Source organism: Pedobacter sp. T50_32 (assembly GCF_057652195.1).
Window position 1 is genome coordinate 40,838 of the sequence record NZ_JBYFBY010000009.1, and the last position, 26,281, is coordinate 67,118.

Here is a 26,281-nt window from a genome sequence, read left to right on the forward strand (position 1 = left end):
CTTGATTATTTGAAAAGCAAAGGCAGTGGTACTATTAATGTTCGTCCCGCCAAACGCTTTACTTCCCCGATGAAATATCGGGGTCGTGCTCGCTTATGTCGGGTTTAGAATGCAAGTGCTGTGCACAGGTTTACGTTTCCTAAACCCGATAGGAGCGGAAATACTTTTTGTAAAAGTGTCATCCTGAGCTTGTCGAAGGATTTTTACGAACAGATGATGCTTCGATAAACTCAGCATGACATTTGGTGTGCAGGCTGTCGGCAAAAAGATTACAGCGAATAGCGGGACTACAGTTGCCAAGATGTACTGATCGCACATTTTCAAAAAAATCAGTTAACCGAATAACCAATTTAAACAATTAACCATTTAGCTGTTCTGCAAATATGTTTTTGTGCCAACTATCTTGCAGTTGCACTTCCCATTTTTGCTCAAAATCTTCTAGGGTTTGCACCAAATTGTTGAACACGATAGTTTCTAAGCCAATTTTTTTGATGCTAATCAACGTTTCGAAATCTTCTTTGGGGGCAACATGTACTTCGTCATCTATTTTATAAGCCATGTTGAAACGATCGAACAGATCCAAACCGTATTTGCTTTCAATTTCTTTAATTATCCTTACAGAAGAATCGATTGAACAACCTGTAGCATTTGCCACCTGTTCGTCTACTGTAAGCACAATAAAATAGTTGTGGAAGATTTCTGCTTTAGCCTGAAGCTGCGAGCCGTGAGCGGTCCATTGGTCGACAAAGCGAGCTAAAATATCGCTTATTTCTGCTGCTTCCTGTTCCGTAAACTTCCGATTACTTTGGTAGATCCAAACTTTAGATTGTGGAGAAAAAATCATATTCAAATTTATCAAAATATTTAACTTCCGTCTTTTTAAACGGGAACTCTCATGCAAAAGTTTACATTGTCCTTAAAAAAGTTTGTTTTCTTTTCGTTCGGTCTAGTTTTTTTACTGTTGGTAGGTTTTGCGGCACCAGAAGATAGTCGGGTTTTTATACATGGTATGTTGAACAAACACTATGATAAAGACGGACAAAAAGAGCCTTTAAAACTATATGAACTGAAGATTACTAACACTGGTTTTTGTCGTTACAGAAAGGTTTACACCAACGGCAAGGAGGAGTTTTTTGCGTTTAACCTAAGCAGGTTTAAAGCAATGAACTATTACGGCGATACCAAGAGCGGAGAACTTTGGCTACATACCAAAAATGACGACGTCATTGTACAAACCCGTAATGATAAGCAAGGTGCTATCGATAGTATGTCGACTTATTTGGTTGTGCCGCTAAAAGATATAGATGTAGACCAACTGAACGAGTTGGCTAGTCATTTCAGAGCGTTGACGCAGCCTAACTTGGTTGCTAATAAATAGGTTCATTAGGCAAGCTTCTTATTCTTGCCGTCATTCCGAATTTAATTCGGAATCGTAATGCGAAATAAAATTAATATATATGCAACGTGGTGGTTGTGTTTACATAATGACTAATGTGTTTAACACCGTAGTTTATATAGGTGTAACTAGCAATTTGTTTACGAGAGTTCTTGAACATAAGACTAAAGCTTATCCCTCGTCATTTACTGCCAAATATAATTGTAATAAGCTTGTTTACTTTGAAGCATTTTCTACTATCGAAGAAGCGATTGCAATGGAGAAGAAATTGAAAGGATGGGATAGAATTTGGAAAAATCAGTTAATAGAAAAGCATAATCCGTCGTGGAGAGACTTATTTCATGGCGATTTGTAAATATTGTATATCGCATTACGATTGCCAGTCGAGCTGGCAATGACGAAGAAGGGGGTGCTTCCAATATCTCTATCCTACAAACATTCCCAAGAACGAATCTCTCCCTGTAGAGGAGAGAAACCGCACAGCGAAGAGAGGGATTAAAGCCCGTTAGCTCTAGCCGTAATCTCTGCGATATCTAATACTTTAACTTCTTGTTCTTTGTCTTTTAGTTTTACGCCATCATTAAGCATGGTCATGCAGAATGGGCAGCCAGCGGCAATAAATTGCGGTTCGGTAGCCAAGGCTTCTTCAATACGTTCAATGTTAACATCTTTTTTGCCTTTTTCTGGTTCTTTAAACATTTGTGCACCGCCAGCACCGCAACATAAGCCATTTGCTTTGCAGCGTTTCATCTCTACCAAATCGGCATCTAAAACTTCCAATACTTTTCTTGGAGCTTCGTAAACGCCATTTGCCCTGCCTAAGTAACAAGGATCGTGATAGGTAATTTTCTTACCTTTAAAGCTTTCACCACCTTCAGCTTTAAGCTTGCCCTCGTTAATTAAATCTTGGATAAGTTGTGTATGATGGATGACTTCGTAAGTGCCACCTAAGCCAGGATATTCGTTTTTAATGGTGTTAAAGCAATGCGGACAACCGGTGACTATCTTTTTAATGTTGTAGGCATTCAGCACTTCGATATTAGCCATTGCCTGCATTTGGAAAAGAAACTCGTTGCCGGCTCTTTTGGCTGGATCACCAGTACAGCTTTCTTCGGTACCTAGCACCGCATATTTCATGCCCACATGATGTAAGATTTTGCAGATATCTCTGGTGATTTTTTGCGCTCGTTCGTCGTAACTTCCGGCACAGCCCACCCAAAATAATATTTCTGGTTCTTCTCCTGCGGCCATCATTTCGGCCATTGTTGGTACTTTGAATTCCATTGTGTTCGTATTGCGTTTGGCGTATTACTTTTTGATCTTTGTTCTGAGTAAATCTTCTAATGCTTTTGTGCCTTCAAAAGTTCCCTTAAAGTAAAGGTCTTTTTTAAAGTTGCTGATAAAATATTTATTCACGATTTCTTGAGTTTCCTCATCAGAAATCAGCTTTTCGATCCCGTAGCCATTGTTTATCCTCATCATTCGATGACCTTTTGAAAAGCCAATCAGAATGCCATTATTTTCATCTTTTTTGCCAACTTCCCAATCATTCGCTGTTGCCAAAGTGAAGTCGTTAAAGTCTGTTTTACTTACCATGGTGGTATCAAAAGTGGCAATTGCAATTTCAATACCTGTTTCTTTTTCAAATGCTTCTACCAAATTTCGAAGCGAGTCTTTTTGTGCCGAACTAAAGTTTTTCTCATAGTCGCTAACAAAGCCTATAGACGTTGGGATTTTATACTTGCTTTTTGCTGGTGCATCTTTTGGTTGTTGAGCACAAGCACAAAAAAACAATATAAATATACTTGCTAATAACCCTAATCTCATCCTTTGTTGTGCTTAGCTTCCTTCTTCGTTACCTTAATTCCCTTCAGTCCAATTAAATCTATCGGAAGGAGAGTATTTCCATGGTGCACCATTGTTCTCCACGTTTCCAAGCATGGCGTTGATGCTTGCTGGTGCAACAGACTCTTCCATTACTGCGTAGCGTCTTAGCTCCATGATAATTTCCAGCGGATCTATGTTCACAGGACAAGCTTCTACACAAGCGTTGCAACTAGTGCAGGCCCAAATTTCTTCTCTGGTGATGTAATCATCTAACAACGATTTCCCGTCTTGGTGATCAGCGCCGTGCTTATCTATATTTTTGCCCACTTCTTCCATGCGGTCGCGGGTATCCATCATGATTTTACGTGGAGAAAGTAATTTTCCAGTAATGTTCGCCGGACAGACAGAGGTGCATCGGCCACATTCTGTACAGGTGTACGCATTTAACAGGTTAATTCTGCTCAAGTCTTGAATATCTTTTGCTCCGAATTTACCAGGTGCGGTATCTGCTGGTACAAACGAAGGGTCTAGCATCGCCTTTACTTCATTGGTTACGCTATCCATGTTGGTAAACTGCCCCTTTGGCGTTAACTTCGAAAAGTACGTGTTTGGGAAGGCCAACATAATGTGGAAATGCTTTGAATAGGGTAGGTAGTTTAGGAATGCAAAAATGCCTACAATGTGGAACCACCAGCAAAAACGTTCGATGAAAATAAGGCTGTCAACAGCATTTGGTAACAAGCCCTGCAGCCATGAGCTGATTGGAAAAGAACCTGCTGCGGTATAATGAGCTGCGCCTAAAGCCTGTAATTTAGCATCGGCGGCGTTCATTGTTAGAAAAGCTGTCATCAACAAAATTTCGGTAATGAGGATGTAGTTGGCATCTGATTTTGGCCAATTTTTCATCTCCACACCAGAAAAGCGTTTCAACTTTAGAATATTTCTTCGGATGAGGAAAATTACACAGGCCAGCCAAACGCCAGCTGCTAAAATTTCGAAACTGCCAATGAGAAAGCTATAGAAGCCTCCTAAGCCGGCAAATACGCGGTGTGTACCGAATGCGCCATCTATAGCAATTTCGAGTACTTCTAGGTTAATAATGATGAAGCCTAAGTAAACGATTAAATGCAGGAAAAAAGGAACTGGACGAACTGCCATTTTGGTTTGCCCAAAAGCAACTTTGAGCATGGTCATTAACCTTTCCTGCGGTTTGTCGCTACGATCGGTTGTTCTTCCCAATTTGATATTGCGAATAACCTTGCGGGCATTGTAAGCAAATAATGCAGTGCCAGCTAGGGCCAGGATGACGAATATAATTTGTGAAACCATAATTAATCTAGCGTAATGGTACAACGAAGTTAAAATATTTCGTTTTAAAACATTTATTATGCTTGCATAATTTATTGAATTTAGAACGGTTATGAATTAGTTTATGTTTTAATGAAAAATTAATGTGTTGATTTATAGCGCTAAAAGTGCTTTCTGCTTTTATTTTAGAAATATTTTTGAAAAATAATTTTGCCTTTCAAAAAAAGAAACTACATTTGCATTCCCAAACGGGAGGTGCCTTAGCTCAGTAGGTAGAGCAAAGGACTGAAAATCCTTGTGTCGCTGGTTCGATCCCAGCAGGCACCACCAGAGCGGACAAAGCTGATAAATCAGTTTTAGTCCGCTTTTTTTTGTGCTTTAAAATACTGTTAATCAATGAGATATTTTCCGCTAATTCGTTTACTCGGGCGGTTCGATGTATGTGCTGGTCAAAACACAAATATTCGGGGAACATCGAACCAATAATGTCCCTTTTCTGCTTATTTCTTGTGTTATCTGATTGTATATCAATATGATTAAGGTTCAATATCGCCTTTTTGAGGTCATGTCTTAATGATCCGATTGATTTTGAAATTTCTGGCAGCTTAGATTCCAGTAGGGAGATCTTTTTTTCGCTTTCTATTTTCAGCGTTTTGAAATCGCTTGTATCGAATACACCTTCAAGTACCATATCTCTCGCCTTGGCTAGTTGGTGGTTGACCGCATTGATTTCTCCGACCACCCTTTTACGTTCGTCCTGTTCTGGACTTGAATGTTGGTGAAACGCATTCAGCAATAACTCGAGATACAATTCCGGCGGTCCGTATTTTGGAATGAATCTTTTGATCTCTTCTGCTACCCATTCATTCGCGTACTCCGCTTTAAACCTTACACCGCAGGTCGAACTACAATGGTAGTAGTGATAATATTCTTTACGGCCTTTCGAAGCGCTGCCGGTGAGCATACGTGTGCATTTCGTGCATTTAATGAACCCTCTCAAGATTAGTTCATTAGAAGAATCAGGTTTTGTTAAGCTGTAAGCCTTTTTGTTTCCCTCCAATAGATGTTGCACTCTGTTGAAAACTGTTTCAGATACCAATGGCGAATGTTGACCATCGGCGAGATACGCTTCCTCATCTTTGTATTTATGGACTTTAACTTTTCCGCAGTAAACTGGATTACGTACGAGCTCATAAAAATTGTTTCTAGTGGTCTTTAATCCCTTTGTCCTGGCCATTTCCCAAACTTGGGATACGTTGTAGTTCCCTTTCGCTAACTCTTCGAAAGCTTCTCGGATGATGGTCGCTGTCGGTTCAATGAGGTCGATGTATTTCTTGCCGGCCTTGCTTAGGTTTTGATAACCCAAAGGTGCCGCCGAGACCCATCTTCCTTCTTTCCTGGCTCGGCGAAGTCCGTGAAAAATATTCAGTCCCCGTCTTTCATTTTCAACTTCTGGTGCCGCAAGATAGAAGGCGAGCATCATTTTGTTTTCGGGGATCTCTAAGTCCAATGGCTGCTCAATGGCTTGTGGCTCTATTCCTAATCGTTTTAGTAGATTGATCATATGGTAGGAATCCCCTGCGTTCCTACTAAATCGGTCCCATTTTGTGAACAAGATCAAATCGGCCTTATCCCTGCTTTTCTTGATGTCCAACAAAAGCTTTTTCCAAACTGGACGATTAAAGGTCTTCGCGGAATGATCCTCATGATAGACTTTATCTATGCTGATAGACTTGATCTGACAGTATTTGCGAAGGACTTCTTCTTGATTTCTTTGTGAGTAGCCTTTTTCGGCTTGTTCGTCGGTGCTGACCCTGACGTATAGATGTGCTGTTTTCATACGTGTAAATTCGGCTAGTCCCAATTTACTAAAAAATCAGCTGGCATCACAGCTTTTTTGTGATTAAACTTTAAGTTTTTCCCATAAAATAGAAAGGTTGTCCGGCATTGAAATACCTTGGAAACCATTGCTGTCGTAGGTAAGGAAATTAGGGAACAATAGGTGCAACATACGTCGCTGCTGCTCCATGCTGGTCATTGAGAACAACTCATATATGTTGAGCGAAAAACTTTTTGCTTTGGGCAATATTGCCTCTGCTGTGACCTGAGCCGCCTCAAGTTCTTTCAACCGTTTCCTTATGTCTTCGGACTGCTCAGTTTGCCTTAGTTTGATTTCTTGGAAATCGGTTCCATCTATAATGTTGTCCAAGAGGAGCTCTCTATTCTTTTCCATACGGAGACTGATCAGCTGTAACTGGTTGTTCAGTTCGCCAATCTGTTTTGAAACTGCTTCTCCTCCGTTTTGTGACAGTTCTTCAAGTATGGCGATGAAAAGCTTATTGAAGCCAGTATCGATGTTATATTTTTTTAAAAACTCCAGAAATTGGCTATTAACCTTCTCCGCGGGAAATCTTGTGCCACAGGCAGAGGAACAATGGTAGTAATGATACTTACCATTCCGCCCAGTAGAGGTACTACCCGTGAGCATCCTGGTGCATTTGGGACAGCATAGGTGGCCTCTCAAGAATAATTCAGGTCTGCAAGTTAACTTTCCGCCCTTCACTTGTTTGCCTTTGTTCAGATAGTGTTGAACTTTCTCAAATGTTTCCCTGGTGATCAATGCTTGATGTTGTCCAATCACAAATTGTAACATTTCATCCTTGTGTGCAGGCACGGTAATGAGTCCGCAATAGATGGGGTTTCGTATGACTTGGGCAAAATTGCTCTTACCGCATTTCAATCCCTTTAGCTTGGCCGCGCGCCAGACCTGGTCAATGGCAAATTTACCTTTTGCCAGGTCTTCAAATGCTTCCTTCATCAGTTTCCCGTGAGTAGGATCGGGGGCGATGTATTTGGTGCCATTTTCGGTGCTTTTGTTAAGATATCCAATAGGGGCAATGGATGTCCATCGGCCTTCCTTTCTGGCTCGTCGCAGCCCGTAGAAGACATTGAGTCCCCGACGTTCATTTTCTACCTCAGGAACGGCAAGATAAAAGGCGAGCATCATTTTATTTTCGGGGACGGAAAGGTCAAGTGGTTGTTCTATGGCCTGCGGCTCAACCCCCAGGTTACGTAAATAGGAAATCATCTGATAAGCTTCGGAGGTATTGCGACTAAATCGGTCCCACTTTGTGAATAATAGTAACTTGGAACGGTAGCGTTTCTGCTTACTTAAGTTCTGCAGCATCTGTGTCCATTTTGGCCTATTAAAAGTTTTAGCCGAATAGTCTTCGAAAATAATGTCTAGAATATTTATACGATGTTGCAAACAATATTTCTTCAATACTTCGTCTTGATTGCGTTGCGAATAGCCTCTGTCTGCCTGTTCGTCCGTACTTACCCTAATATAAAGAATTGCAGATTGCATGGTTAATTTTTTTGATGGTAAGCTGCGGCCAATTGATAAAGTACGTCGATAATGGTCGCGAGCTCGGTATTTTCTACATTCGTGAGGTGCGGAGGTAGATATCTTCGTGCATTGCTTGTATTTTTCTTTCTCTCTGTTGTTTCCATATTCTGCGTCTTGTAAAGTTACCAGTCTACAATAATCGTTGTAAAAGTGTTTATGGTTTGACAAGTCTGTAGTGACATCTGCAAAAAAAAATCACTAACAATTCAATAATTATCAAATGAAGAAGGTATTATTTAAGTTAATGCTGTGCTTGTGTTTTCTTTTAACCACTAATTTGTTGAATGATTTTCTTTTGCGAATCCAACATTTCAATAGAAAAATGGTTACCAAGGACAGAAACTGTCTAGATACTTATGAACTGGACACGTTGCGTAATCTGGAGTTAAGAAAAAAATGGTGTGCGGGTAGTCAGGGACGTGTTTCTGTTTGCCTGTCTGACGGGACTTTCGCCATGTGATATCACACGGTTCAGTAGAGACCATATTACACATTATTTGAATGGGGAATATTGGATAGAATTTACAAGCAGAAAACCAAACGCTTTACGGAGCGAAAGTTTAATATGTTATTGTTACCTGAGGCGTTGGAGATCATAAAGAAGTACAATAGGAATCCTGCTGCTTTATCCAATGGTAAAATATTCCCGTTTTACACAAACCAGATCCTTAATCATTATTGAAGATTGTTGTTGAAGAAGCAGAAATCAACAAGCAGTTTACTTTTCATTTGGCGAGATATACCTTCGCTATAACTGTAACCCTAGAAAATGGGGTGCCTATTAAAGGTGTATCGCATATGCTCTGACACGCTAGCATCAAACTACACAGATTTAATAGGGAAATTCCCCTGCTACATTCTGGGGGAAATCTTTGGGAGAACAGGATCTAACCGTATCGGTAAAAAACGCAATCGTAAACAAGCGTTCTGGTGGTTCTGGAATGATGATAGGTCGACGCGCCATCCACCGTCCAATTGCCGAGGGCGCAAGGTTTTTACAGGCGGTACAAGATGTCTATCTGTCAACTGAAATAGGGCTGGCCTAATATGCTTTCCGAACAGTTGGGAAGACAGACCTATTTCTCGCCCACCAGTTCCGATCAGGACTGGCTTAAACTGCCCTCCGTAAAAATGGGTCCGGGAGACTCCGCCCGTTCGCATTCTGCCCATGAATATATTAGTATATCAGAAATCGAAGAAGGTATCAACATCTACATCAACCTTTTGGATCTGATGTGCCATATGATGGTTTCTGAAGCGCAATTAAAATCACTATCTTTCGAGCATCAATTGGAACATTAAAGACACTCGCCCATCATGCAAGAAAGTATACTGATCATCGATGATGAAAAGAATATCAATAACCTGCTTGCCCGCATCATCAATCTAGAAGGATTTAGGGTACTACAAGCCTTTACCGGAAAGGAAGGGTTGAAGATCCTGAAGAATGAGGACATTCCGTTGGTGATCAGCGATGTGAAATTGCCCGATTATAACGGGGTAGATCTGGTTATCGAAATTAAAAAACTGAGACCAAACGCAGAGGTCATCAACCTGACGGCGTTTGGTACCATAGCCGATGGCGTAAAAGCGATGCGTAACGGTGCTTTTGACTATATCACCAAGGGTGATGATAACGACAAGATCATTCCGTTGATTTATAAGGCGTTGGAGAAGGCGAAACTTAATGCCAGATTGAACGAGCTGGAAAACAGGGTAGCCAAAAAATACAGTTTCGAAACGATGATCGGGCAATCGGCACACATCCGTGATGCCATTGTGCTCGCCAAAAAAGTAGCACCAACCGATACGACTGTACTATTATTGGGCGAAACAGGGACGGGAAAGGAAGTCTTCGCCCAGGCCATCCACGGAGATAGCCCACGCCAGCAGAAGCCATTTGTTGCAGTCAACTGCAGTGGGTTTAGTCCAGAGCTGTTGGAAAGTGAGTTATTCGGTTATAAATCTGGCGCCTTTACAGGCGCATCCAAAGATAAAAAAGGACTGATCGAAGAGGCAAATGGTGGCACTTTGTTTTTAGATGAGATTGGTGAGATGAACCTTGATCTACAAGCAAAACTGCTCAGAGTGCTGGAAAGCCAAACCTTTATCAAAGTGGGCGATACCCAGACCAGTAAGGTCAATGTACGTATCATTGCCGCGACCAATAGGGACCTTCAAAGCGAGGCGGACAATGGTAGGTTCCGCTTGGACCTTTATTACCGTCTTTCGGTATTTTCTATACAGCTTCCCCCTCTTGCGCACCGCAGGGAAGATATTTCCCCCATTGCCAATTATTTCCTAGAAGAATTTGCCAAAAAGGTAAATAGAAAGGAGCTCCAATTTGAAAGAGAGGTGATAGAAAAACTGACTGCCCATAGTTGGAAGGGCAATATCCGTGAACTGAAGAACGTTGTAGAGCGTTTGGCCATTCTCGCTGATGGCAATTTGATCACTGCTGACCTTTTGCCCAATGAATTCCATACGGATTCCAATACAATCGACTCGATGAACATGCAGACCATGGAAAAGATGCATATCGTGAGGGTGCTACGCTATACCAAGTGGAATAAAACTGAAGCATCACGTCTTTTGGGTATTGGGCTTACTACCCTTTATCGTAAGATAGAAGAATACCATATCGATACCTAACAATAATCTTTTCAATATGAAAAAACCCTTCCATTTTGGAAGGGTTTTTTTGTTTGCAAAAAATCTTAAAATAAATTATCACTACATATTTATTTGAAATACAGCCATTTATTTGCTTCTCTGTTGATTCGGCATGACAATTGGCATAGTGCAGGCAAAACGAAAAAATATGTTAACCATTTCATTATTACTGGCCATCATCGTACTCTGTTGGATTTGCTTCAGATCGATCGATTGGTTCGAGAAAATCTAAAAACCATGATTGCACTATTCATTATTTCCCTAGCCGTATTCATCTACATGCTCTACGTGCTGATCAAACCAGAAAAATTTTAATTACATGAACACAGAATTACTCGGAATTTTGGCGACCTACTTGCTTACATTGGTAGTCGCTATACCTTTGGGTAGGTATCTGGCAAAAGTATTTGCCGGAGAAAAGGTTTGGACAGACTTCCTCAAACCTTTGGAAAAAGGGATCTTCAAGATCTCTGGAATCAACCCAAAAGAGGAAATGAACTGGAAGCAGGCAATGAAAGCCATGCTGACCATCAACTTGGTTTGGTTGGTTTATGGTTTATTTGTACTGATCTATCAGGATAAATTACCCTTAAACCCAGACGGCAACCCTGGTATGACACCAGATCTTGCCTTCAATACCATCATCAGCTTTGTGGTGAACTGTAACTTACAGCATTACTCTGGAGAAACCGGACTTACCTACCTTACACAGCACTTCATCATGATGTTCCTGATGTTTGTAAGTGCCGCTACAGGTATTGCTGCCGCGGTAGTGTTCTTTAAGGCATTCCGTGATAAGACCACTGAAAAATTGGGTAACTTCTGGGATTTCTTTATCAAGTCTATCACCCGTTTGTTACTACCAATGTCATTGCTTATTGCAATCATCCTAGCATTTAATGGCACGCCTACCAGTTACGAGGGTAAAGACCAGTTTATTTCATTAGAGGGAGATACCGTTAACGTGTCCCGTGGTCCTGCGGCTGGCATGATCGCCATTAAGCACTTAGGTACCAATGGTGGTGGATGGTTTGGTGTAAACTCTGCCCATCCTTTAGAAAATCCAAACTATATTACAAATACGGTAGAGCTAGTTGCACAGGTTATCATTCCAATTGCAATGGTCATTGCCTTTGGTATTTTCATCAGAAGAAGAAAATTATCATGGGTAATTTTTGGGGTAATGACCATAGGTATGCTCTTGCTCTTGTTTCCAATGGTCAGTTCAGAACTTGGTGGCAACCCAGCGATAGCCAAAATGGGTATCAGCCAATCTACTGGCGCCATGGAAGGCAAGGAAGTACGTTTTGGCCCAGCAATTTCTGCCTATTGGAGCACGGTTACCACCATTATCTCTACGGGTTCAGTCAATAGTATGCACGATAGTACCATGCCTTTGTCTGGCGCTTGGCAATTGTTGGGCATGATGATCAACTCCTTTTACGGCGGTTGTGGCGTGGGGATACTCAACTACTTTATCTACCTCATTATCGCCGTGTTTATCTCGGGACTGATGGTGGGAAGAACACCAGAATTTTTGGGGCACAAGGTAGAGGCACGGGAAGTAAAAATTGCCGCTCTGATCACATTGCTCAGTCCGTTCATGATATTGGCAGGCACCGCATTATCTACCTACGTATTTAACAACCATGGTGATGCCGAATGGGCGGTACAGCCCCAAAATTGGCTCAACAACCCTAGTTTCCACGGCTTTTCGGAAATGCTATATGAGATGACCTCAGCCAACGGAAATAACGGATCTGGCTTTGAGGGGCTGGGAGATAACAATGTATTCTGGAACGTGATGACAGGCTTTGTTTTATTCTTGGGACGTTTTCTACCGATCATTGCACCAATTGCCATTGCAGGACTATTGGCACGTAAAAAATACATCCCAGAATCATCGGGTACGTTGAAAACAGATACACTTACTTTCGGACTGATGACCTTTGCGGTAATCATCATCCTTAACGCATTATCTTATTTCCCTGCGTTGGCCTTGGGACCTTTGGCCGAATATTTCTCCATGTTAAAGTAGCCAGATTAGATAACGAAATCATAGGGAGCTTAGCAATAGCCAGATGCTCCATCACATAAAATGAATTAAACAGATGAAAACTTCATCAAATAAATTGTTCGAACCCGCTTTAGTGCGGACGGCCCTAAAGGAATCGTTTGTAAAGCTCGATCCAAGGGTAATGATCAAAAACCCGGTGATGTTTACCGTTGAAATAGGTACGGTGATCATGGCCTGGGTGACCATTTACTCGCTTAGCAATAGTGGGCAGGGCTCTGCAGCCTATAACTTCATCATATTCTTGATACTTTTGTTGACTGTGCTGTTTACCAACTTTGCAGAAGCCATTGCCGAAGCACGTGGGAAGGCACAGGCCGATTCGCTAAGGAAAACGAGGGAGGAAACACCTGCAAAGGTAATCTTGGCCAATGGTAGCGTAGAGATACGTTCATCAGCTCTGCTCAAAAAGGGAGAAGTCTTTTTCTGCGAAGCTGGCGACACCATCCCAACAGATGGCGAGATTGTTAAAGGTATCGCTACCATAGACGAATCTGCCATTACTGGAGAATCTGCTCCCGTAATCAGGGAGTCCGGAGGTGATAAATCATCAGTTACCGGTGGTACAAAAGTGATTTCGGACCGTATCGAGGTAGTGGTAAATACACAGCCTGGAGAAAGCTTCCTAGATAAGATGATTGCTTTGGTAGAAGGGGCATCACGCCAGAAAACACCGAACGAAATAGCCCTTACCATCCTTTTGGCCAGTTTTACAATCGTGTTTATCATCGTATGCGTAACGTTGAAGCCATTTGCCGATTATGCCAATACGCCTATTACTATTGCGGCACTGATCTCCCTTTTTGTTTGTCTGATCCCTACGACCATCGGTGGCTTGTTATCTGCCATTGGTATTGCCGGAATGGACAGGGCCTTGCGTGCCAATGTGATTACCAAATCAGGCAAGGCGGTAGAAACCGCAGGCGATATCGATGTGCTTTTGTTGGATAAGACAGGTACCATTACCATTGGTAACCGTAAGGCCACCAGTTTTTATCCTGCTCCGGGAGTTGACAATAAAACTTTTGTTGACGCCTGTGTATTGAGCTCATTGGCAGATGAAACGCCTGAGGGTAAATCCATCTTGGAATTGGCAGCTGGACAGAACTATCACGTGGCGGCGGCACCGGAAGGTGCGAAGTTCATCAAGTTTACTGCCGAGACCCGTTCAAGTGGTATGGATACCGTAGATGGCAAACGTATCAGGAAAGGTGCCTTTGATTCTATACTGAACATGGTGACTTCGGCAGGCAACAAATTTCCAATGGAAACTGAACAACAGGTAAAAGAAATCTCTAACAATGGTGGTACACCGCTGGTAGTAGCCGTTAACGAAGTGGCCCTAGGAGTAATCGAACTACAGGATATCATTAAACCGGGGATCAGCGAACGCTTTGAACGTTTGAGAAAAATGGGCGTTAAAACCGTAATGGTGACGGGCGATAACCCATTGACAGCAAAGTTTATTGCACAGAAAGCAGGTGTGGATGATTTTATTGCCGAAGCAAAGCCGGAAGATAAGATGAACTACATCAAGCAGGAACAGGCAGAAGGCAAATTGGTAGCGATGATGGGCGACGGCACCAATGATGCGCCAGCTTTGGCACAGGCCGATGTCGGTGTGGCCATGAACAGTGGTACACAGGCCGCAAAAGAGGCGGGCAACATGGTCGACCTGGACAATGACCCAACCAAGCTGATCGAGATTGTCGAAATCGGAAAACAGTTATTGATTACCAGAGGTACTTTGACCACTTTCTCTATCGCCAACGACGTGGCTAAATATTTCGCAATCGTCCCAGCTTTGTTTATCGCTTCGATACCGGCGTTGCAGCACCTTAACATCATGGGGCTGCATAGTCCAGAGAGCGCTATACTTTCGGCGGTCATCTTCAATGCCATCATTATCCCGATACTCATTCCATTGGCCTTAAAGGGCGTACAATATAAGCCGATTGGCGCAAGTGCATTATTGCGGAGAAACCTGTTGGTCTATGGTCTGGGAGGTGTAGCTATCCCTTTCATAGGTATAAAGGCTATAGATCTATTGGTGGGAATGTTCTTCTAAAGGAAATTATTTATCATATCAAATTAAAAAAAGATGAAACCATCCCGAGCAATCGGGATAGCTTCATCACCACTAAAAACAAATCATAAAGAGATGAAAAAGTATATCATACAATCGATCAGGCTAACCGCGGTACTATTGGTGTTGCTTTGCGTGATCTATCCGTTAATTGTAGCATTTGCCGGTAGTTTCTCTGCTGGTAAAGGTGGTGGAGAAAAAATTGAAAGAAACGGAAAAGTAGTAGGCTATGCACTTTTGGGCCAAAGCTTTTCGAGCACTAATTATTTCTGGGGGAGACCGTCAGCCGTAAACTATAATGCTGCAGGATCGGCAGGATCTAACAAAGGTCCTTCCAACCCAGATTACTTGAAAGTTGTATCAGATAGGATTGATACCCTACTTAAATACCACCCCGGAATTAAGAAAAGCGATATTCCTGCGGATATGGTAACCGCATCGGGTAGTGGACTAGATCCTAATATCTCTCCAGAAGGCGCTGCTCTACAGGTAAAAAGAATAGCAACGAATAGAAAGCTAGACGAAAAAGTAGTAGCCGATCTGGTAGAAAAAAATACCCAAAAACCGTTAGCTGGTCTTTTCGGGCCATCTACAGTTAGCGTATTGAAGCTAAACCTAGCATTAGACGAAATCAAAAAATAACAAAAAACACATTCCGTACCGCTGCCTGAACCTCCAGCGTTTGCCAACCTTAGGAACAGGCAACTCATCGGTAAATCGGAAGATTACTTAACAAATTAAATAACAGAACAAAATATATGGAACCATTCTGAGCAATCGGGATAGCTTCATCACAAAAACAAATTTTTAAATAGATGAAAAAACTATTATTAATCGCAGCTTTATTAGCGACTGGAAGTTATGCCTTTGCCCAAGAAACAACAAAAATTAAGGTAAGTGGCTATTTGGAGACCTACTTTGGTTACGATTTTAATAAACCAGCGGATAACAACAGACCCGGATTTGTGTATTCCCATAATAGACATAACGAAACGAACCTGAACCTGGGCTTTATCAAGGGCAACTATGACGATGGAGCAATCAGGGCAAACCTGGCCGTAATGGCAGGTACCTATGCAAACGCTAACCTAGCTGCCGAACCAGGGGTGCTGAAAAATATTTTTGAGGCCAATGCTGGGTTAAAGCTTTCCAAAACAAGCAACCTTTGGTTAGATGCAGGTATCTTTTCCTCGCATATCGGTTTTGAAAGTGCCATCAGCAAAGACTGCTGGGTATTGACCCGTAATATCTCTTCAGAGAACACACCGTATTACGAATCGGGAGCGAAATTGGGATACATGACTAACGACGGGAAGTTTGCCGCCACCATCCTTTACTTAAACGGTTGGCAACGTATCGCCCGTCAGGAAGGCAACAGCCAACCAGCTGGTGGATTACAGTTGACCTGGAAACCTTCCTCGAGAGTAACGCTGAACTACAGCAACTATTTGGGTACCGAAGGCGAAGATGCCTTACGTGTTCAACGCTTTTACCATAATTTTTATGGTGTGCTACAGTTGACACAGCAATTTGGGCTGACCTTAGGTCTTGATTACGGAACACAGCAGCTGGCACAGGGAAGCAGCGAGAAGAAAGAGGTACTTTCGCCATTGGCTATTGCACAATACAAATTTACTGATAAATGGGCATTGGCTGGTAGGTTTGAATATTATCAGGATAAGGAAGGGATGATCATTTCTACTGCAACACCTAATGGTTTCAGAACAGCTGGTTACTCGATGAACATAGATTATATGCCGATCAACAATGCTGTAATCAGGTTGGAAGGTAAGGTGTACGATAGCAAAGACAAGATATTTGAAAGAGATGCGGCCACAGTGAACCATAATACCGCAATCACGGCAAGTATTGCGGTCTCTTTTTAAGAAAATATGAATTTAAAAATAATAAGTACTGATGGTACTGTTGTTTGAAATCCTGATCAGTATGGCGACGATTTTTACTGGTGGTATGCTGGTCAGGTTTTTTAGGAAAAGAAAGGATGAATGATGATACCTTTGAAAAGCAATAACAAAAAGCTCAAGGCTATTTTGTTATTTGTAGTTTTAGCGATTTTGAGTTTGGGGTTTGCGATTTTGATTAACAGACCAGTATAAATTAGACCATAAATGGAAGATAAAAAAGATGATTCGGTAAAGAACTTTTTGGAGCTGATCAAGAAATCCAAGCGTGGCAAGCTTAAGGTCTACATCGGCATGAGCGCAGGTGTGGGCAAAACCTATCGGATGCTCCAGGAGGCACATTCGCTGTTGAAGAACGGTATAGAAGTGAAGATTGGCTATATCGAAACCCACTTTCGTCCAGAAACCCATTCCCTGTTGGATGGGCTGCCCATGATTCCGCGAAGAAAGCTTTTCTATAAGGGCAAGGAGCTTGAGGAAATGGATGTCGCTGCCATTATGGGCCTCCATCCAGAAGTTGTCATTGTTGATGAATTGGCCCATAGTAATGTTGAAGGCAGCAAGAACGAAAAACGTTGGCAGGATGTGATGGATATTCTCGATGCGGGCATCAATGTAATTTCGGCTGTCAACATCCAGCATCTGGAGAGCATGAATGAAGAGATAGAGAAGATCACAGGCATTCCCATCACCGAGCGCATTCCCGACAAAATATTGGAGGTGGCCGATGAGGTGGTAAATATCGATCTAACGGCCGATGAACTCATAGATCGTTTAAAGGCGGGAAAAATCTACGACCAAACTAAAGTTGAACGTGCCCTTGGCAATTTCTTTAGGGTGGAAAAGATACTCCAATTACGTGAGCTGGCACTGAAGGAAGTGGCCCACCACCTGGAACGGAAAATAAGCATTGAAGTGCCCAAACAGGTAAAGCTGAGACAGGAAAAGTTCATGGCCTGTATTTCTGCCAACCATGATACAGCCAAGGTAATTATCAGGAAAACAGCCCGTTTGGCTTCCTATTACCGCTCACCCTGGATCGTACTTTACGTACAAAGGGAGAAAGAGGGAGGCAACAAGGTAAGATTAGACCTGCAGCGACATCTGATCAACAATTTTAAACTGGCAACAGAGTTGGGCGCCGAAGTGATCAAAGTGAAGGAAGAAGATGTAACTGGAACGATTACCAGGATTGCCCAAGAGCGGGAAATCACTACCATATGTATCGGTAAGCCGAATTTTAGCCTATTAAAAGTAATATTGAATACTACATTGATCAGCAAGCTGTTAAAAAACATAGCAGAGAAAGAGACAGATTTGGTTATACTCTCATAAATTTTAAGGAAATGAACCGTCCATCATTGAAATCATTATTTTTAATGGTGGTAAGCTCCATCCAACCATTAAGAAAATAAAAATTAAAGGATGAAAATCAAAACAAAACTTTGGCTCGGCTTCGGGTTCCTGTTCGCCGTAGTGCTACTGTTCGGTATAATATCTTTATACCAGATCAACCGTATATCAGACAGCTCGAAGGTTATCCTCAAAGACAATTATGAGAGTTTGAGATATGTAAGTGCCATGCGTTTGGTATTAGAGGAAAATCCCCTGCCTCTTAACGCTAAGGCGCAATATAGTTTTAATGAATATCTGCAAAAGGAGAAACGAAACCTTACCGAAAGTGGTGAAAAGGAAACCGTGGCCAAAATGGAACAGGCCTACCTAAGGCTAATTGACCAAGCTTCAAATGCCGAAGTTCAAAACCGGGCGGTAAAAGATGTCTACCGTTGGTTGCGCCATATTGAAAAATTGAACATGGATGCCATCGAAAAGAAGAATACCGACGCTGGGGACAGCGTGGACCAAGCGGTTTCCTATCTAATTTTTGCGGCCACCATCTGCTTTCTACTACTGCTTTCGTTCAGTGTCAACTTTCCCGGATTTGTGGCCAATCCACTAAGGGAGTTCTCTGCGGCTATCAAGGAAATTGCCAAAAAGAATTATACCCAACGTGTGGAATTCAGGGGAAGCGATGAATTTTCCGAGCTGGCTTCAGAGTTCAATGCCATGGTTAGGCAATTGAAAAAATGGGAGAACAGTAATCTAGCGAAGATACAGTCGGAGAAGTTGAGGATCGAGACCATTATACAACAGATGCAGGACCCAATCATCGGTGTTAACGAAAAAAACGAAATCCTGTTCCTGAACAGGACGGCCGAGGAAGTGTTCAATCTGGAAGCGGCTAAGATAGTTGGCACAGATGCCGTGGCATTGGCTAAAACCAATGGTCTGCTGGAGCGAGTAATGGGGACATCAAATGGCGCAAAGCCAATGAAGATCTATGCCGATGACAGGGAGTCTTTCTTTCAGTTGGATAGAAAGGAAATTTTTGTGCCAATCTATGATAGCCAGCAGGAAACTGCAATCAGAGAATCAAAAAAAGCCGCAGGAGAAGTATTTGTTTTAAAGAATGTGACGCAATACAAGGAACTTGATGAAGCCAAGACAAACTTCATCGCGACGGTCTCCCATGAGCTCAAAACACCTATATCTTCACTAAAGATGAGCCTCAAACTGATGAACGACCAGCGTGTTGGGGAACTGAACGAGGAACAGCAACAACTGGTACAGCACATGAAGGAAGACTGCGGTCGCTTACTGACGATTACAAGTGAACTCTTGGACCTGGCTCAGGTCGAAACTGGTAACATCCAGCTCAATATTGTGAAATCCGATCCGAGAAAGATAGCAATTTACGCGATGGACGCTGTTAGGTTTCAGGCCGAACAGAAAGCCATCGAACTGGAATTGATATGCAGGAACGATCTGCCCCGCATCCATGCGGATACGGAAAAAACGGCATGGGTAATGGTCAATTTCCTATCCAACGCATTGAGGTACAGCCCAGAAAAAGGGAAAGTAGTTATCAAGATTGTCCAGAAGGGCAGCTTTATTGAATTTTCTGTTAGGGACTCTGGAAAGGGTATTGATGAGCAGTATCAGAAGCGTCTTTTTGACCGTTACTTTCAAGTCCCAACGGATGGCAATAATAAATCTGGCTCTGGACTTGGACTCGCCATATCCAAGGACTTTATCCAGGCACAGGGTGGAGAAATTTGGGTGGAATCTGCCATTGGCGAAGGAAGTAAGTTTGGTTTTAGGATACCAGTACAGGAATAAAGACACTACCAAGAACCAAGTTCCATGAAATGCCACGTGTTACATGGTTCTTGGTATACTTAGGTTTCAAAACTTGCCCATAATTTGTTTTGCACTGATATTTAAAACAAAATGCCCTTCTGTTTTCAACTTCATATCAGTACAGTATATGATAAGAATAATCCTCCAATTTCCCATCTTCATTATAATAAATTTGGGGACGTACCTAAGACCTATCCACAAAATTCAGTCGCCGTAAACCAACTTTGCTGCCATATAGAATGAATTATGACAGCATTTGATTTAATATCCAAAAAGGATCTGCAAAATTTCAAAGAGGAACGCTTTGCAGGACTAAGACGTCCGGGCTATAAGCTCAATAAGAAGGACGAGCAGAAAGAATGGATTAAGACTTTCGATGTGCAGAAGTTGCTTGACATCTCCCAGGATATACTCATCTCACTAAGACGAAATGGAACCATCCGCTTCTCCAAGGTCGGTGAAACATTTTATTACAAACCTGACGATATCCTCAAACTGCTCGAGGGTTAGCTACGGACAAATTTTTCATTTAACCATAGTTCAGCAGCACAGTTCTGGCGCCTAGGTTTAAACACCCTTGTGTTTGGCAAGATGTATTTTTGTCCACAGACAAAAACATCTTGCCGGCCTTGCGGTCGGAGCAGGCACTCGGAACTCGTGCCTGCCTGAACACCAATAATGTATCTAATGGGCTTTCAAAATGATGAGAAAAGTGAGCGTCTGGACTTCCCTTTAAGGACAAGGGTAGATAAGAGAAGTTTCGACCGTTTAGAGAAATTGCTGGTATCAAGTACCTGCCAATCTATGGGAGAACTGATCCGTAAATTGATCAATCGGGAGAAGATTAACTGTGTATACACGGATACGACGATGAATGCGCCGATGGAAGAACTGGTCTCTATCCGTAAGGAACTCAAAGCAATCGGTGTGAACATCAATCAGATCACACGTAGTTTCAATCAGGAGAAGACTAGAGAAGCGGCTAGACAGTACTATGTGATGCAGGTGGCTGAGCTGTACAAAAAGGTGGATATTAAGGTGGATAGGTTGTTGCTAATGGTTGGGGAGCTTACTGAAAAATGGTTACAAAAATTGTAACGGGAAAGAGTATCCGGAGTATTATGCTTTATAACGAAAATAAGGTCAAGGAGCAAAAAGCTAAGCTTATTCTCGCTAATAAATTTGGGACTGATATTGAAAAGCTAAACACGGCATCGAAACTCAAACGTTTTGAGCTGTTGACTTTCCTCAAACCGAATGTCAAAACCAACGCACTCCATATCATGCTCAATTTTGATAGTAGTGACAGCTTAGATGCTAACAAACTTCAGAGCGTTGCAGTCGAGTATATGGACAGGATCGGTTTCGGCGACCAGCCCTATCTGGTATATCAGCACCATGACACTGCACACCCGCACCTACATGTGGTCACCACCAATATCACTGCTACTGGTCAGCGTATAGATATGCATGGCATCGGTAGGACGCTTTCCGAGGACGGACGAAAGGAATTGGAAATCAAGTACGATCTAGTCAGGGCAGAAGGTAGACAGAAAAGTGAAATCCTACAAACGGCACCTATCGATCTGGTTAAAGCTGTTTATGGAAAGGCCGCAACTAAACGAACAATTACCAATGTGGTATGGGCAGTGATCAGGGATTATAAATATACCTCGCTTGCAGAGTTCAATGCCGTTCTTGCACAATTTGGCGTGGTTGCCGATAGGGGAAAGGAGGATGCTAAAATGTTTGAAAACCGTGGCCTAGTGTATTCGCTGCTCGATGTGGATGGCAGAAGGATTGGCATCCCTTTCAAAGCCTCGCAATTGAGTGGAAGACCGTTACTGGATGTGGTGGAAAAGAAGTTTGGAAGAAGCCGGGAGATCAGGCAGACCTATAAGGAAAGTGTTACACAGCGGATTGATGGGCTATTAAAAAAATATAACTCATTGACCAAGCACACTTTTGATAGGGAGCTTGCTGCCCAGAAGATCGGAGTGGTTTATCGGATAAGTCCAGAAGGCAGGTGTTATGGGGTGACTTTCGTAGACCATAGAACCAAATGCGTTTTTAATGGAAGTGATCTCGGCAAGGCGTATTCGGCCAAAGCCCTTACCGAAACCTTTACTACTAAGGACGAGCTAAAAACTTATTTGGGAGCTGCCATCAGATCGACCCAGGCAAATACTTTCCCTCGAGATGAACTGTCCAAATCCAGCTTGCCGAACCAAGGTCTTTTGGATATGGTATTGTCAAAAAACTACAACGAAGAAATACCCAATGGCCTGAAACCTAAAAGGAAACGAAAAAAGGGAAAATCGAATTCGCAGCATTTAAATCGCTAAGCATATGAATACAGGGGAAGACATCCAATCGCTTCGCAAGATTATAGATTTTACGAGGCTGATCAGCATATTTATTTTGGCCATCCATTTCTATGTTGGCTGTTATCGGGCCTTTTTAGCTTGGGGACTGACCGCTGGCATTACCGATCAGATTGTCGGCAACGTTGCAAAGACTGGGCTATTTACTGGTTTCATAGCTGCAAAGTTTGCAGCATTGGTCTGTCTGATAGTTTCACTGGTCGGAGCCAAGGGAAGAAAGGATGAAGAGTTGAAACTGACACCGATCTTTTGGCTGATCGGAATTGGTCTCACTGTATATTTTGCAAGTCCCTTGGTCCTGTATATGGAGCTTGACGCTATTCTATTGGCACTGCTTTATATAATCCTGACCTCACTAGGTTATCTGTTGGTGTTGACTGGAGGGGTAAGATTATCGAGATTGATCAAAAGCCATCTGGATAGTGATATCTTCAATAACCTGGCAGAAACCTTTCCGCAGGAAGAACGGTTGCTTGAAAATGAATATTCGATCAATCTTCCGGCAAAATATCGGTTGAAGGACAATGTCAGGGATAGTTGGATCAATATCATCAATCCCTTAAGGGGACTGCTGGTGGCCGGGACCCCGGGATCTGGTAAATCATACTTTGTGATCAGGCATTTGATCGAACAGCATATCAAAAAGGGCTTCTCGATGTTCCTTTACGATTTTAAGTTTGATGACCTTTCAAAGCTTGCCTACAATATGCTGTTGAAATATCGGGGCAACTATAAGGTGCAGCCCCAATTTTATGTGATTAATTTTGATGATCTGTGCAGGACGCACCGCTGCAATCCCTTGGACCCGCAGAGCATGGAGGATATTACTGATGCTACCGAAGCCAGCCGCACCATCATGCTGGGGTTGAACCGGGACTGGATCAAAAAGCAGGGGGATTTCTTTGTGGAAAGTCCGATCAATTTCCTGACGGCAATTATTTGGTACCTCCGTAGGTACGAAGATGGCAAGTATTGTACGCTGCCGCATGTGATCGAACTGATGCAGGCCGACTATGACCAGTTATTTGCCGTGCTCTATCAGCAGGAGGAGATTAGAGTGTTGATCAATCCCTTTGTGTCGGCTTATCAAAACAAGGCCATGGCACAATTGGAAGGGCAGATTGCCTCTGCCAAGATCGGACTGGCTAGGCTTTCTTCGCCGTCTTTGTATTATGTACTGAGTGGGAATGATTTTACATTGGATGTGAACAATCCAGAAGAACCGAAGATCATCTGTGTCGGAAATAATCCGCAGAAGCTACAGGTTTATGGTGCAGTGCTATCGCTTTATATCTCTAGGATGGTCAAACTGGTCAATCAGAAGGATAAATTGAAAAGTAGTTTGATATTTGATGAGTTTCCTACGATATTCTTCAACAATATAGACAGTCTGATCGCAACGGCAAGGAGTAATAAAGTGGCTACGACCTTAGCGGTACAGGATTTTAGCCAGTTAAAAAAGGATTACGGTTCGGAACAGGCCGATGTGATCACGGGTATTGTAGGCAATATCATTTCGGGACAGGTTACCGGAGATACGGCAAGGAAACTTTCCGAGGGCTTTGGTAAGATCATGCAGGAAAGGCAGAGCAAGTCAATTAACAGCAGCGACATTTCCATTTCCCAGTCTACGCAATTGGACTTTGCCATCCCAGCCGCCAAGATTGCCAGCCTATCCAGCGGCGAGTTTGTGGGCATAGTTGCAGACAATCCCGAGCAGAAGATTTCGCTCAAAATGTTCCATAGTGAGATCCAAAACGACCACAAGACCATCGCCACTCAAGAGAGCGGTTTTATTGATATTCCTGCAATAGAGCACGTAGATGAAGAGATGGTACAGGAGAACTACTTAAAAATCAAAAAAGATATTACAAGACTATTGAAATGCGAGCTTGAGAAATTGCAACAAGGTGAGGACGTGGGTCCAGAAAATAACACTGTTACCGATGAGGGACCTGCCCAAGCGGTTTCGTTCTAAACTAAATAAAGATGAATGTCTTCTTCCTAATTTGTGTTTTTCGAATACCTGATGTAGTATTTCATTGCTTATCCATAACGTTGCCCCGTTTTTCCCTTACGGATTCGCTGCGCGAAAGTAATACCCAAAAAAAAGTAGATCCATTCGGGAGCCTTTGAATTTCTTTGCTTTCCATCTGCCCTTAATGAGAAATGCGGGCTGTCAGTCTATAAAATCAATTTTTCATTCGATTAAATCAGAAAGATTACGGAAACTTTATCAAGAACTCAGCTTAGGATTGTAAGTTGCCCTAAGTTACCGACAAGAGATCGGACTTAGCCGAAGACTGGTCGTTAAAACCTCAAAGGATGTTGATGAATTTTTATTTGGTTTCTGGAATGCCAATAAAATCCAGCGAAGCGAAAAGTTCTGCTTGATCCTGCTCAACAGCAGTGGCATGGATTGGGAATTGTGAAACTATCATGTGGTGGATATACGAGTGTTATTAACAACATAAAGATGGTCTTCAGTATCGCATTGAAGGCCTGCCTGTTCCATCGTGGTTTTGCATGTCCATCCAAGTAGAAGCATGTGACCAAACAGCGAGGACATTAGGTGACGAACAACTTGGAGGGGGGCTGGAAAAATACTTTATATTCCAGTGCATGATCATCTGATCATATCCATCGAGGGATTCATTTCCGTCTCGTCCTGCAATTGCTTTTTCCTAATGAAGGCAAAAACACAGAGGAGTCTATTAAACGTAGCATTGCCTCTGGAAAGTCCTGGGGGAGGTTGTAATTGCATACTTTTCGGGGCTTTGTTATCTTTTGAACAAAAATCATTAAGGCCTGTAGGTTTCTTCTAAATTTCTTTTAACCTGCATGCCTATATGTAAAGTAAAATGATTTGGGTCTTATACGAACTACTTAAATAAAATAGATTTAGTATGTTTGAAACGTTAATTGATGTTTGCTTTGAGATGACTTGGTATCAGAGGGCGCTACAAAATCCTAGGTCACAACATCCGTTTTAGGCGTGTTTCCGTAAGACTTTGTTGACCAAGACTGGCGGCGCTGTCGTATATGACGGTAGAGTAGTGGAAGGGCAACATATTTAAGAGAAATCATGAAAAATAACATAGGTAACGAGCCTCACTTGAAAAGTAAACTTGATCTTTTCCGTCAGAAGGTCTACATCATCATCTATGGCGTCAATACTCCAGCTGGAAAAGCCTTCGATGTGGGGCTGCTTATCTTTATCTTGTTGAGTGTTTTTACGATCATGCTCGAAACTGTGGAAGGGGTCGACGCAAGATTTCATAAGGAGCTGATCCTATTGGAATGGATTTTTACCATTCTGTTCACGCTAGAATATGCCTTGAGGATCTTTGTTAGCAAAAGACCCTTCAAATATATCTTTAGTTTCTATGGGCTGATAGACCTCCTTTCCATTTTGCCCATGTTTCTTTCCATATTTATCACAGGTAGCCACATCCTCAGCAGTTTTAGGATCTTAAGGTTGCTCCGGCTGTTCAGGGTTTTTCGATTGATGGAATTTATGGAAGAATCTTCTAAATTGAAAGTGGCATTACTGGCCAGCAAGGCAAAGATCATGGTATTCCTGTATGCGGTGATGATCATTGCGATTTTGATCGGTACCCTTATGTATTATGTGGAAGGTCCTGGAAATGGTTTTACTAGTATACCACGTAGTGTTTTTTATACGATTGTCACGCTGACTACTGTTGGGTATGGGGATATGGTGCCAACGACCGCCTTCGGCCAGTTTTTGTCCATGGTGCTAATGGTTACGGGTTATGGTATCATCGCAGTCCCTACCGGGATCGTGGGGGTGGAGATCGCCAGGGAAGTTGGGAAGTCTATCAGTGAAGAAAAGATGAAAGATAAGGAAAACGATAGGCTGAACAATATTGTCTGCGCGCACTGTAACAGGGAAAAGCACAGGAAGGATGCTGAGTATTGCTATCACTGTGGGCACCAGCTAAATATTTAGCACGAGGCGCTACGCATTTGTTTTCCGT

General features: G+C 42.4%; 23 protein-coding genes, 1 tRNA gene and 1 pseudogene. 18 read left to right on the forward strand and 7 right to left on the reverse strand.

Features of this window, described 5'->3' with window-relative positions; genetic code table 11:
• Positions 1-358 precede the first annotated feature (358 nt).
• Complete coding sequence (locus AC23ME_RS19665) at positions 359-844, reverse strand: ABC transporter ATPase (protein ID WP_487729451.1); 486 nt, start codon at positions 842-844, stop codon at positions 359-361.
• A gap of 51 nt (positions 845-895) precedes the next feature.
• Between AC23ME_RS19665 and AC23ME_RS19670 the strand changes: the two genes are divergently transcribed.
• On the forward strand, positions 896-1,378 hold the full coding sequence (locus AC23ME_RS19670) for a hypothetical protein (RefSeq protein ID WP_487729452.1): 483 nt from the start codon (positions 896-898) through the stop codon (positions 1,376-1,378).
• Positions 1,379-1,457: 79 nt separating this feature from the next.
• Entirely contained in the window at positions 1,458-1,751 is a 294-nt protein-coding gene (locus AC23ME_RS19675; RefSeq protein ID WP_487729453.1) for a GIY-YIG nuclease family protein, read from the forward strand.
• A 140-nt stretch (positions 1,752-1,891) separates the two neighbouring features.
• On the opposite strand, the gene AC23ME_RS19680 is transcribed toward AC23ME_RS19675, so the two are convergent.
• From AC23ME_RS19680 to AC23ME_RS19690, 3 genes are read right to left on the reverse strand one after another with little or no spacing between them, the layout of a single operon-like run.
• Positions 1,892-2,680, reverse strand: a complete 789-nt coding sequence (locus AC23ME_RS19680) for a (Fe-S)-binding protein (protein WP_308849812.1) — start codon at positions 2,678-2,680, stop codon at positions 1,892-1,894.
• A gap of 24 nt (positions 2,681-2,704) precedes the next feature.
• Positions 2,705-3,223: a TPM domain-containing protein gene (locus AC23ME_RS19685; RefSeq protein WP_487729454.1), complete on the reverse strand. Its 519-nt coding sequence runs from the start codon at positions 3,221-3,223 to the stop codon at positions 2,705-2,707.
• 33 nt (positions 3,224-3,256) lie between these two features.
• Entirely contained in the window at positions 3,257-4,552 is a 1,296-nt protein-coding gene (locus tag AC23ME_RS19690) for a 4Fe-4S dicluster domain-containing protein (protein ID WP_487729455.1), read from the reverse strand.
• Positions 4,553-4,785: 233 nt separating this feature from the next.
• Here AC23ME_RS19690 and AC23ME_RS19695 point away from each other — a divergent pair.
• A tRNA-Phe gene (locus tag AC23ME_RS19695) sits at positions 4,786-4,861 on the forward strand.
• A gap of 730 nt (positions 4,862-5,591) precedes the next feature.
• On the opposite strand, the pseudogene AC23ME_RS19700 reads toward AC23ME_RS19695, so the two are convergent.
• From AC23ME_RS19700 to AC23ME_RS19710, 3 genes and pseudogenes are all read right to left on the reverse strand, one after another.
• Positions 5,592-6,371 (reverse strand): annotated as a pseudogene (locus AC23ME_RS19700) (recombinase family protein); the annotation flags it as partial.
• Positions 6,372-6,434: 63 nt separating this feature from the next.
• Positions 6,435-7,898: a recombinase family protein gene (locus tag AC23ME_RS19705; RefSeq protein WP_487729456.1), complete on the reverse strand. Its 1,464-nt coding sequence runs from the start codon at positions 7,896-7,898 to the stop codon at positions 6,435-6,437.
• A 2-nt stretch (positions 7,899-7,900) separates the two neighbouring features.
• Entirely contained in the window at positions 7,901-8,044 is a 144-nt protein-coding gene (locus AC23ME_RS19710; RefSeq protein WP_487729457.1) for a hypothetical protein, read from the reverse strand.
• Between the two features lie 116 nt (positions 8,045-8,160).
• Between AC23ME_RS19710 and AC23ME_RS19715 the strand changes: the two genes are divergently transcribed.
• From AC23ME_RS19715 to AC23ME_RS19785, 15 genes are all read left to right on the forward strand, one after another.
• On the forward strand, positions 8,161-8,400 hold the full coding sequence (locus AC23ME_RS19715; RefSeq protein WP_487729458.1) for a hypothetical protein: 240 nt from the start codon (positions 8,161-8,163) through the stop codon (positions 8,398-8,400).
• 587 nt (positions 8,401-8,987) lie between these two features.
• Positions 8,988-9,242, forward strand: coding sequence for a hypothetical protein (locus AC23ME_RS19720; RefSeq protein ID WP_487729459.1), 255 nt, complete (start codon positions 8,988-8,990; stop codon positions 9,240-9,242).
• A 15-nt stretch (positions 9,243-9,257) separates the two neighbouring features.
• Positions 9,258-10,592 carry a sigma-54-dependent transcriptional regulator gene (locus tag AC23ME_RS19725; RefSeq protein WP_487729460.1) on the forward strand — a complete coding sequence of 445 codons (1,335 nt, stop codon included), beginning with the start codon at positions 9,258-9,260 and terminating at the stop codon, positions 10,590-10,592.
• A gap of 258 nt (positions 10,593-10,850) precedes the next feature.
• Positions 10,851-10,928 carry a K(+)-transporting ATPase subunit F gene (gene kdpF, locus AC23ME_RS19730; RefSeq protein ID WP_487729522.1) on the forward strand — a complete coding sequence of 26 codons (78 nt, stop codon included), beginning with the start codon at positions 10,851-10,853 and terminating at the stop codon, positions 10,926-10,928.
• Positions 10,929-10,932: 4 nt separating this feature from the next.
• Positions 10,933-12,651 (forward strand): potassium-transporting ATPase subunit KdpA, encoded by a 1,719-nt coding sequence (gene kdpA, locus AC23ME_RS19735; RefSeq protein WP_487729461.1) that lies wholly within the window; start codon positions 10,933-10,935, stop codon positions 12,649-12,651.
• A 73-nt stretch (positions 12,652-12,724) separates the two neighbouring features.
• Positions 12,725-14,755, forward strand: a complete 2,031-nt coding sequence (kdpB, locus tag AC23ME_RS19740; RefSeq protein ID WP_487729462.1) for a potassium-transporting ATPase subunit KdpB — start codon at positions 12,725-12,727, stop codon at positions 14,753-14,755.
• 93 nt (positions 14,756-14,848) lie between these two features.
• Positions 14,849-15,415, forward strand: a complete 567-nt coding sequence (locus tag AC23ME_RS19745) for a K(+)-transporting ATPase subunit C (protein ID WP_487729463.1) — start codon at positions 14,849-14,851, stop codon at positions 15,413-15,415.
• 173 nt (positions 15,416-15,588) lie between these two features.
• Positions 15,589-16,659, forward strand: a complete 1,071-nt coding sequence (locus AC23ME_RS19750) for a porin (protein ID WP_487729464.1) — start codon at positions 15,589-15,591, stop codon at positions 16,657-16,659.
• A gap of 243 nt (positions 16,660-16,902) precedes the next feature.
• Positions 16,903-18,030, forward strand: a complete 1,128-nt coding sequence (locus AC23ME_RS19755; protein ID WP_487729465.1) for a sensor protein KdpD — start codon at positions 16,903-16,905, stop codon at positions 18,028-18,030.
• A gap of 90 nt (positions 18,031-18,120) precedes the next feature.
• Entirely contained in the window at positions 18,121-19,875 is a 1,755-nt protein-coding gene (locus tag AC23ME_RS19760) for a HAMP domain-containing sensor histidine kinase (RefSeq protein WP_487729466.1), read from the forward strand.
• A gap of 267 nt (positions 19,876-20,142) precedes the next feature.
• Positions 20,143-20,406, forward strand: a complete 264-nt coding sequence (locus AC23ME_RS19765) for a helix-turn-helix domain-containing protein (RefSeq protein ID WP_487729467.1) — start codon at positions 20,143-20,145, stop codon at positions 20,404-20,406.
• A gap of 177 nt (positions 20,407-20,583) precedes the next feature.
• A complete protein-coding gene (locus AC23ME_RS19770) occupies positions 20,584-20,994 on the forward strand; it encodes a plasmid mobilization protein (RefSeq protein WP_487729468.1) in 411 nt (136 codons plus the stop codon).
• 23 nt (positions 20,995-21,017) lie between these two features.
• A complete protein-coding gene (locus tag AC23ME_RS19775) occupies positions 21,018-22,241 on the forward strand; it encodes a relaxase/mobilization nuclease domain-containing protein (protein WP_487729469.1) in 1,224 nt (407 codons plus the stop codon).
• 4 nt (positions 22,242-22,245) lie between these two features.
• On the forward strand, positions 22,246-24,258 hold the full coding sequence (gene mobC / locus AC23ME_RS19780; protein WP_487729470.1) for a conjugal transfer protein MobC: 2,013 nt from the start codon (positions 22,246-22,248) through the stop codon (positions 24,256-24,258).
• A gap of 1,107 nt (positions 24,259-25,365) precedes the next feature.
• A complete protein-coding gene (locus tag AC23ME_RS19785; RefSeq protein ID WP_487729471.1) occupies positions 25,366-26,253 on the forward strand; it encodes an ion transporter in 888 nt (295 codons plus the stop codon).
• Positions 26,254-26,281: the final 28 nt, after the last annotated feature.